The 9,294-nt window shown below is 66.1% G+C and carries 9 protein-coding genes; 5 read left to right on the top strand and 4 right to left on the bottom strand.

The genetic code is table 11. The features are described 5' to 3' along the window. Window positions 1-230 (bottom strand): hypothetical protein (locus tag GGQ98_RS18185; RefSeq protein WP_207791456.1); only part of this gene is annotated, 230 nt, incomplete at its 3' end. On the opposite strand from GGQ98_RS18185, the gene queC reads away from it, so the two are divergent. Together queC and queE are read left to right on the top strand one after the other, a co-directional pair. Then, a complete protein-coding gene (gene queC / locus GGQ98_RS16335; protein WP_184071440.1) occupies window positions 211-909 on the top strand; it encodes a 7-cyano-7-deazaguanine synthase QueC in 699 nt (232 codons plus the stop codon). The genes GGQ98_RS18185 and queC overlap by 20 nt on opposite strands. Further along, complete coding sequence (queE, locus tag GGQ98_RS16330; RefSeq protein ID WP_184071438.1) at window positions 906-1,538, top strand: 7-carboxy-7-deazaguanine synthase; 633 nt, start codon at window positions 906-908, stop codon at window positions 1,536-1,538. Before queC ends, queE begins: the two co-directional genes overlap by 4 nt. A 271-nt stretch (window positions 1,539-1,809) precedes the next feature. On the opposite strand, the gene queF is transcribed toward queE, so the two are convergent. Next, complete coding sequence (queF, locus tag GGQ98_RS16325; RefSeq protein WP_184071436.1) at window positions 1,810-2,256, bottom strand: preQ(1) synthase; 447 nt, start codon at window positions 2,254-2,256, stop codon at window positions 1,810-1,812. A 94-nt stretch (window positions 2,257-2,350) separates the two neighbouring features. Here queF and sseA point away from each other — a divergent pair, with 94 nt between their 5' ends. Then, window positions 2,351-3,187 carry a 3-mercaptopyruvate sulfurtransferase gene (sseA, locus tag GGQ98_RS16320; protein ID WP_184071434.1) on the top strand — a complete coding sequence of 279 codons (837 nt, stop codon included), beginning with the start codon at window positions 2,351-2,353 and terminating at the stop codon, window positions 3,185-3,187. After that, a complete protein-coding gene (gene metC, locus GGQ98_RS16315) occupies window positions 3,184-4,356 on the top strand; it encodes a cystathionine beta-lyase (RefSeq protein ID WP_184071433.1) in 1,173 nt (390 codons plus the stop codon). Before sseA ends, metC begins: the two co-directional genes overlap by 4 nt. Window positions 4,357-4,496: 140 nt before the next feature. On the opposite strand, the gene prfB is transcribed toward metC, so the two are convergent. After that, a protein-coding gene (gene prfB, locus GGQ98_RS16310; RefSeq protein WP_184071431.1) for a peptide chain release factor 2 occupies window positions 4,497-5,625 on the bottom strand; the annotation gives its coding sequence in 2 pieces (ribosomal slippage) (window positions 4,497-5,555 and window positions 5,557-5,625; 1,128 coding nt in all). Between the two features lie 32 nt (window positions 5,626-5,657). After that, entirely contained in the window at window positions 5,658-8,123 is a 2,466-nt protein-coding gene (locus GGQ98_RS16305) for a penicillin-binding protein 1A (RefSeq protein WP_184071429.1), read from the bottom strand. A gap of 130 nt (window positions 8,124-8,253) precedes the next feature. On the opposite strand from GGQ98_RS16305, the gene GGQ98_RS16300 reads away from it, so the two are divergent. Further along, entirely contained in the window at window positions 8,254-9,294 is a 1,041-nt protein-coding gene (locus tag GGQ98_RS16300; protein WP_184071427.1) for a D-alanine--D-alanine ligase family protein, read from the top strand.

Genomic DNA, 9,294 nt, shown 5'->3' with positions numbered 1-9,294 from the left:
CGTTGTGGCGCTCCCATGGAGTATCTGTCCCATAGCGCATCCTTCCATTGCTGGCTGAATAATGCACCATCAAAGCCTGGGATCAAACACCTAGCTGGATTTCCAGCCGACTGATTTATCAAAGGCCGCCCGGTCGTATCCGGCGGCCTTTTTCTTTTGCGATTGCTGGCCCGGCTTGTTCCCGCGCCGCGCAGCAGGTATCGCGCCGGAATGTCCACAACGCCTGCCATCGTTCTCCTGTCCGGGGGACTCGATTCCGTTACCTGCGCCGCCATCGCGCGCGCCGGGGGCTATGCCGTTCACGCGCTCACCGTCGATTACAACCAGCGCCACCGCGTGGAGCTGGAGGCGGCGCGGCGCGCGGCGGCGGTTTATGCGGTGCGGCACATCGTTCTGCCGCTCGATCTGCGTGCCTTCGGAGGATCGGCGCTCACGGCCGACATCGCCGTGCCCAAGGGCGACGGGCCGATCGACAGCGGCGTCGTGCCGCCGACCTATGTTCCGGCGCGCAACACCGTGTTTCTGTCGGTGGCGCTGGCGTGGGCCGAGGCGCTGGGCGCGCGGGACATCTTCATCGGCGTCAACGCGCTCGATTATTCGGGCTATCCCGATTGCCGCCCCGCGTTCATCGCGGCGTTCGAGGCGCTGGCGGCGACCGCCACCAAGGCGGGCAGCGAGGGCGAACGCTTCAAGGTGCACACGCCGCTCATCGATCTCGACAAGGCCGGGATCGCGCGGGAGGCGACCCGGCTCGGCGTCGATATCGCCGGAACGTGGACGTGCTACGACCCCGCAGCAGACGCGGACGGCACGCCGCTCCACTGCGGCCGCTGCGACGCCTGCCGTCTTCGCCGCAAGGGTTTCGAGGAGGCAGGCCTCCCCGATCCCACCGCCTACGCCGCGCCGTGACCTACGCCGTCAAAGAGCTGTTCCTCACCCTCCAGGGCGAGGGCGCGCAGACCGGACGCCGCGCCGTGTTCCTGCGCTTTGCGGGCTGCAACCTCTGGTCGGGCCTTGAACGGGACCGGGAAAAAGCGATCTGCACCTTCTGCGACACCGATTTCGTCGGCACCGACGGCCCCGGCGGCGGCAAGTTCAGCGACGCCGAAGCACTCGCCGATGCCGTCGCGGCGGCGTGGGGCACAGGCGCGGCCCACCGCCTCGTCGTCTGCACGGGCGGCGAGCCGCTGCTGCAGATCGACCCCGCACTGATCGACGCGCTCCATGCGCGCGGCTTCTCGATCGCCCTCGAAACCAATGGCACGCTCCCCGCGCCCGCCGGGATCGACTGGGTCTGCGTCAGCCCCAAGGCCGACGCCGCGCTGGTGCAAACATCGGGCGACGAACTGAAGCTCGTCTACCCGCAGCCGAACAACAGCCCGGAGATGTTCGAGGCGCTCGATTTCCGCAACTTCTTCCTGCAACCCATGGACGGCCCCGCGCAGGCGGAAAACATCGCCGCCGCGACGGACTACTGCCTCACCCATCCGAAATGGCGCCTGTCGCTGCAAACGCACAAGCTGATCGGCATCCCCTGAGCGGAAGACGGGAGCCCCTTCCAAAATAGGGTTTCACATGAAAGACTTGGCACGAACGGCAACACGCGTTCGCCCATGGAATTTGCTCATGAGAAAAACAGCGGGAGGCCGGAATGACAAAACCGATCCCGCACGCAAGCGCGCCCATGCCCGCGCGCGCGATCACGTGCGAGCATCTCTCAACTTCATCAACTTCGGGGGGTATCCGGGCGCGACAGCGCCGGAATTCCGTACCTATCGGCGCAGAAACCCTATTCGGCAAGGGTCCGGTCTATCCCCGTCCCCGGTATCCCGCGACGCCCTGATCCGGCACCCAGACGTCCGCAGGCGGCGCGCCCGATTGCCAGAACACGTCGATCGGGATGCCTCCGCGCGGATACCAGTAACCGCCGATGCGCAGCCAGAGCGGCGCCATCTCGCGGAACAGCCGCTCGCCGATGCCGACGGTGCAATCCTCGTGGAACGCCGCATGGTTGCGGAAACTCCCAAGGAACAGCTTCAGCGACTTCGATTCCACGATGCGCGCGCCGGGCACGTAATCGATCACGAGGTGCGCGAAATCCGGCTGCCCCGTCACCGGGCACAGCGATGTGAACTCGGGCGCGGCGAAGCGCACGAGATAGCGGCTTTCGGGCCGGGGGTTGGGCACATAGTCGAGCTTCGCGGCGTCGGGAGAGGCCGGAAGCGCGCTCATCTTGCCGAGATGCGTCGTTTCCATGGGTTTCGCGTTAGAGCCCCGACTTGCCATTGGCAATATCGGGGCATCCGACTATTCAGGATGCGGATTGAGACACAGGTTCAAGGAGCAACGCATGGATTCGCTGGTAACGACGGAATGGCTCGCGAAAGAGCTTGGCGCAAACGATCTGCGCATCGTCGATGCCTCCTACTTCCTTGATGCGCGCGATGCCCGCGCCGAGTTCGAAGCCGGGCACATCCCGGGCGCCGTGTTCATGGACCTCGGCGAGCTTTCCGATACCGGCTCCAGCCTGCCCAACACGGTGCCCAGCGCCGAAAAGTTCGCCAGCCGCATGCAGGCGATCGGGCTCGGCGACGGCAGCCGCATCGTCGTTTACGACAATTCGCCGCTGCGCTCTTCGGCGCGCGCGTGGTGGCTGCTGAACCTGTTCGGCGCGCATGAAGTCGCGATCCTCGACGGCGGCCTCGCCAAGTGGAAGGCCGAAGGCCGCGCGATGGAATCGGGCAAGCCGGTCGTGCGCCACCGTCACTTCACGGTATGGCGGGACAAGGCGCAGGTCCGCGACCTCGCGCAGATGAAAGACAATCTGAAAACGAAGGCCGAGCAGGTTGTCGACGCGCGCGGCGCGGCGCGCTTCCGCGGCGAGGAGCCGGAAAGCCGCCCGGGCGTGCGCCCCGGCCACATTCCGGGCTCGTTCAACCTGCCCTACACCGAGCTTTTCAACGAAGACGGCACCTACAAGCAGGGAGAGGCGCTGCGCGGCGCGTTCCGTGACGTCGGCGTCGATCCGGATCAGCCCGTTGTCACCACATGCGGCTCGGGCGTCACCGCTGCCGTTCTGTCGTTCGGCCTGCACCTGCTCGGTGCCGGGAAAACGGCGCTTTACGATGGCTCGTGGGCCGAGTGGGGCGGCGAGGCGGATACGCCGGTCGTGACCGGAGCGGCGTGAGCGCCGGCGAAGACGCCCCCGCCACGAAGCTCGTCCACGCCGGACGCCGCCCGGAATGGACGCACGGCGTCGTAAACCCGCCGGTCTACCGCGCCTCGACGTGCCTGTTCGAGACGCTGGACGCCTATGAAGCGGCCTCGCGCAACCCCGATGCGGGCCTCTACTACGGCAGGCGCGGCACGCCGACGCAGTGGTCGCTCGCCGAGGCGCTGACCGAAATGGAACCCGGCGCGGCGGGAACGCATCTGTTCCCCTCGGGCGTCGCCGCCATAGCCGCCGCGCTGATCGCATCGACATCGACGGGCGACCACGTGCTGATGGCGGACAACGTCTACGAGCCGACCCGCGCGATGGCGAAGGCGATCCTCGCGCGCAGCGGCATCGAGACGGAGTTCTACAACCCCCTCATCTGCGCGGACATCGCCGCGCTGATCCGCCCGAACACGCGCGTCATCTATCTGGAAAGCCCCGGCTCGCTGACCTTCGAAGTGCAGGACGTGCCCGCCATCGCCGCGCTCGCCCGCGCACGCGGCGTGCTCACCATCCTCGACAACACATGGGCGACCCCCCTCCTGTTCCCCGCGATCCGCCGCGGCGTCGATCTTTCGGTGCAGTCGCTCACCAAATACGTCGTCGGCCACAGCGATGCGATGATGGGTTCGGTGACAGCCGCCCCCGACGCATGGCCGACTTTCCGCAACACCGCGCTTCGCCTCGGCCAGACCGCAGCGCCCGACGACAGCGCCCTCGCGCTGCGCGGCCTGCGCACACTCGCCGTCCGCATGGAACGCCACGGCAAGACCGCGCTCGCGCTTGCCGAAGTGCTCAGCAACCACCCCGCCGTCGATCGCGTGATCTGTCCCGCCCTGCCCGGCGATCCCGGCCACGCGCTCTGGAAGCGTGATTTCAGCGGCTACGCCAGCCTGTTCGCGATCGTTCTGAAACCCGGCGACCGCAAAGCCCTCGCCGCCTGCGTCGACGGTCTGCGCCATTTCGGCATGGGCTTCTCGTTCGGCGGCTATGAAAGTCTCGTGCTGCCGGTGCAGCCCCTCCGCACCGCCACCCGCTGGCAGACAGACGGCCCCATGCTCCGCATCCACTGCGGCCTTGAAGATGCCCAAGACCTGATCGCCGACATGAACGCAGGGCTCGACAGGTATCTCTCGTAGGGTGCGTGGGGATTCAGTTCAGGGCGGAGCGAAAATGGTGGATTTCGAGAACCGGAGCGGAGCGTACTAAAGGTACGTGAGCACCGGAAGCGCAGAAAGCCGCCGTTTGCAGCCCGTCCTGGGCTGAACCCCCGCACACCCTAGTCGTCGTCGGAAACGACCACCTTTTCGCCCGTCACGCGCTGCGCGAGTGCGGCCGCCATGAACGCGTCGAGATCGCCGTCCAGCACATCGTCGGGGCTGGTGTTGACGATCCCGGTGCGCAGATCCTTCACCTGCTGATAGGGCTGCAGCACGTAGCTTCGGATCTGGTGGCCCCAGCCGATATCGGTCTTCGTGGCATTGATCGCGCTCGCTTCGGCCTCGCGCTTCTGCAACTCGGCTTCATACATGCGCGCCTTCAGCTGTTTCATCGCTTCGGCACGGTTCTTGTGCTGGCTGCGCTGGTTCTGGCACGCCACGATGATGCCCGTGGGCACATGCGTGATGCGCACGGCGCTGTCGGTCGTGTTGACATGCTGCCCGCCCGCACCAGATGCGCGGTAGGTGTCGATCTTCAGATCGCTCTCGTTGATCTCGATGGCGATGTCGTCGTCCACCACCGGATAGACCCATACGCTGGCGAAGCTGGTGTGCCGCCGCGCCGCGCTGTCGTAAGGGCTGATTCGAACGAGCCGGTGTACGCCGCTCTCGGTCTTGGCATAGCCGTAAGCGTTTTCGCCCTTCACCATCAGCGTTGCGGATTTGATCCCCGCCTGCTCGCCGCCGTGATAGTCGACGAGTTCAACCTTGCAGCCGCGACGTTCCGCCCAGCGCTGGTACATGCGCTGCAGCATCGAAGCCCAGTCCTGGCTCTCGGTGCCGCCGGCGCCGGCGTTGATCTCGATATAGGTGTCGTTGGCGTCGGCCTCGCCCGAAAGCAGCGCGGCGACCTTGTCGGTGTCGGCACGGTTCGCGAGCGCCTCGAGCGCTGCCACGCCGTCGGTCACGAGGTCTTCGTCGCCCTCCGCCTCCGCCATCTCGATCAGTTCGACCGTGTCGTCCAGTTCGGTCTGGATGCTGCGTGTCGCCGCGATCGCCTCATCGAGGCGGCGGCGTTCCTGCATCATCTTCTGCGCGGCCCTGGGATCGTTCCAGAGTTCGGGATTCTCGGCCTCGGCGTTTAGTTCATCGAGCCGTTTAAGAGCGACATCCCAGTCAAAGAAACCTCCTCAGCAGGGCCAGCGCCTGCTTGATCCGGTCGATATGGTTGAGCGCTTCGGCGCGCATTGTTCTGTTCCTGTCGGTTGAGAGGGCGGCTTTTAGTAAATGCCGCCGGTGGATTGCAAGAAGTCGCTGTCAGAGCGCACGATTTCCCGTTTGGCGAACGGATCGTAGGCGGCGGCCACGCGGCGCGGTTCACTTTCGGGCTTGAAAGCCTCCCAGATCACCGCTGCCCGCGGATCGGTATCGACCTGCCAGCCGCCGTACACGCGCTTGCCCGAACGCCGATCGATGCGCACCATCCGCACGCCCGGCGAGATTTCGAACGGTCGCTTCGGCGCGTCCTTCAGCGCCGCGACGGCGAACTGCTTGAAGACGGGCGCGGCGAGCGTGCCGCCCTGCGCGTAACCGCCCATGTTCTGCGGCTCGTCGAAGCCGATGTAGAGCCCCGCCACGATATCTGCGGTGCCGCCCACGAACCACACGTTGGTCGGGCCGTTCGTCGTCCCCGTCTTGCCGAACATGGGCCGGTTCAGGTCGCGCAGCACCACCGCCGTGCCGCGCTGAACGACGCCTTCCAGCATGTGCACGACCTGATAGGCGGTCTTGGCGTCCATCGCCTGCGGGCGGGCGTCCGCCGGGCGCGGCATCGCGTCGCCGTCCCATTCGGGCGTGTTGCAAGCCGCGCAGTCGCGGGCATCGGCGCGGTAAATCGTGCGGCCGTTCCGGTCCTGTATAAGATCGTAAAGCACCGGAGACTGCCGCTTGCCGCCGTTTGCGAGCATTGCGTAGGCGCTCGTCAGCTTCATCACCGTGGTCTCGCCCGCGCCCAGCGACATAGAAAGCACCGGCGCCAGCTTGGCGATGCCCATCTGGTCGATCGTCCCGACGACCTTGTCCATGCCCGTGTTGTAGGCAAGGCGAACCGTCATCAGGTTGCGGGATTGCTCCAGGCCCCAGCGCATCGTCTGCGGACCCGCATAGCCGCCCGAGAAGTTGCGGAAGCATTTGGTGCCGAGCGAGCGCGTCTGGAAAACGCAGTAAGGCGCATCCACGATCACCGAAGCGGGCGTGTAGCCGTTGTCGAGCGCGGCGGCATAGACGAACGGCTTGATCGCCGATCCCGGCTGCCGCATGGCCTGCGTTGCGCGGTTGTATTGCGACCGGCGGGCATCGAAGCCGCCGACCATCGCCAGCACGCGGCCGGTCGCGACGTCCATCACCACCATGCCGCCGCCGACGTCGGGAATCTGGCGCAGCGTGTAGTCGTCGCCCGACAGGCGCTTCACCGGAATGACATCGCCGGGCGCCAGCCGCTGAAATGCGGGTACACCGACCCCGCGCACGGGAAGCGATGCGTTCTGCGAGGACATGCGGCCGTTCGTGCCGTCCTCGAAACCCAGCGAGATCATCCCGCCGGCTTTTTCCAGCACCACCGCCGCGCGCCAGTCATCGTAGCCCACCGGCAGGTTGACCGCGCGCAGCCGCTGAGGCCAGCCTTCGCCCAGGTCGATCTTGTCGGTCACGCCCCGCCATCCACGCGGGCGATCATACTTCACGAGCCCGTCGCGCAGCGCCGTTTCAGCGGCGCGCTGCATCACCGGATCGATCGTCGATCGTATCCACAGGCCGCCGGTGTAGATGCCGTACTCGCCCTCTTCGCCGTACTTCTCGACGAGTTCGCGGCGGATATCCTCGATGAAATACGCGCCGGTGCGGTCGCGCGGGATTTCTGCGCGATTGACGACGACAATCGGTTCGGCCTGCGCGGCGCGCGCCTGTGCAGCGGTGATGTAGCCGTTATCGGCCATCTGGCCGAGCACCCAGTTGCGGCGGTCGAGCGCGCGCGCGCGTCCCCTCTCGGTGGATGGGTTGTAGTTCGAAGGCGCCTTCGGAAGCACGGCCAGAAATGCTGTCTGCGAAAGCGAAAGCTCTTCGGCCGGCTTGTTGAAATAGGCGAACGAAGCCGCCTGCACGCCGTACGCGCTGCGGCCGAGGAAGATCTGGTTGAGGTAAAGCTCGATGATCTCAGGCTTCGTCAGCGCCTGCTCGATACGCCGGGCGAGGAATATCTCCTTCACCTTGCGCACGTAGCTCACCTCGTTCGTCAGCAGCAGGTTCTTCGCCACCTGCTGGGTGATCGTGGACGCGCCGACCGGGCGCTTGCCGGTGCCCATTGCCTTGATGTTGGTGATCGCGGCCTGGAAGATGCCGGGCAGATCGATGCCGGGGTGCGTGAAAAAGGTCTTGTCCTCGGCGGAGACGAACGCGCCGACAAGTTGCCTCGGTGTTTGCTCGTAATCGAGAAAGATGCGGCGCTCGCGGGCAAAGCTGTTGAACGGTGTCCCGTCGGCGGCCCGCACATGGCTCGGCAGCGGCGGTTCATACTCGGCGAGCTGAGCGGCATCGGGAAGCCCGCGCGCGAAAACCAGGTACACGGCAAGCAGCGCGACGAACCCCAGCGCCGCCAGCGCGCCCGCGACATAGGCAAGCGCGCGCGCCCAGCGCGGCAAGGCGAAGAATCGGCGTTTGAGTTCGCCGGGAAGCTGGGCAAGACGTGCCATCGACGCTGCCTATAGCAGGCCGGTCGCCAGTCTCAAGCGGGACGCGCCGAACCGCGTCTGCAGCCGAGACGTCATCGTCCCGCAACAGGACTGGCACGGAACCGTCGCTTGCCGCTGCTAACCGGCCAGCATGGAACATGATATTCCCCACGAACACTGCCTGCAGATCCCCGCGCATCTGAAGGCTTCGCTCCGAATCATGCTGCTCGCGAAGCACGCATGCGGCGACGGCGGCCACGACCGCGTCGACGGCAACCATGCCGTGTATCATCACGAACTGCGCCGCACGCTCGAGAAGATCGGTCTCGATGTTGTGACGGCGAACCGTTTCGATGCGCTGTTTTCCGCGCCCGATGTCGATTTCGTGTTTCCGCTGCTGAACCGCGCCGGGTTTCTCAACAGCGAGATGCTGGCGCCGCTTCTGCTGCAAAGGCTCGGCATACCCTATCTGGGGGCCTCACCGATCCTGCGCGGCCTTTCGGACGACAAGCACCTGATGAAGCTGGCGGCGCATCGCCACGGCGTCCCAACTGCGGACTGGCGCATCCTTCGGCGCGGCACCGATCTTGCGGTCGTGGACCCCTTCAAGGCGGCGCGCTACATCATCAAGCCCAATGCATCCTCGGCATCGTGGGGCATCGGCGTTTCCGAAAGCTGGGCGGGCGCGCTCGATCACGCCGCGCATCTGCACACTGCGGGTCACGACGCGATCATCGAGCCGTGGCTGCCGCTGCTCGATGTGGCCGTGCCGGTTGTCGGCGGACGCTCGCCCGAGCCGTGGCTGCTGCCCGCGATGGCCTACATCCCCGCCGATCCCGAAGCGCTGCGCAGCTACGAGGAAAAGCGCGCGCTCACCGAACAGCGCGACGACCCGCTCGAAGTGCTGGCGAATTCCCGTGTCGCGCAGCGGCTGTACGCCATGACACGCACGCTCTGCCGGGAGCTTTGGCCGTTCGACTACGGACGCTTCGAGTTCCGATACGACCCGGCGAGCGAAAGCGTGTGGTTCATGGAAGTGAACCTCTCGTGCAACCTCTGGTCGAAGAAGAGCATTTCCCGCTCCGCAGCGACGCTCGGCATCGAGCATCACGAACTCGTCGAGTCGATCGTCGCGCACAGCCTGTGGCGGCAGGGCCTGATAACCGCCGCCTCGGACCGGCTCGTAGCCTGA

Origin of the sequence: Sphingosinicella soli (genome assembly GCF_014199685.1) — a bacterium.
In the GTDB taxonomy this organism is placed as follows: Bacteria; Pseudomonadota; Alphaproteobacteria; order Sphingomonadales; family Sphingomonadaceae; genus Sphingosinicella; species Sphingosinicella soli.
The sequence above is the reverse complement of the archived record's forward strand: the minus strand, read 5'-3'. Positions and strand labels throughout refer to the sequence as shown.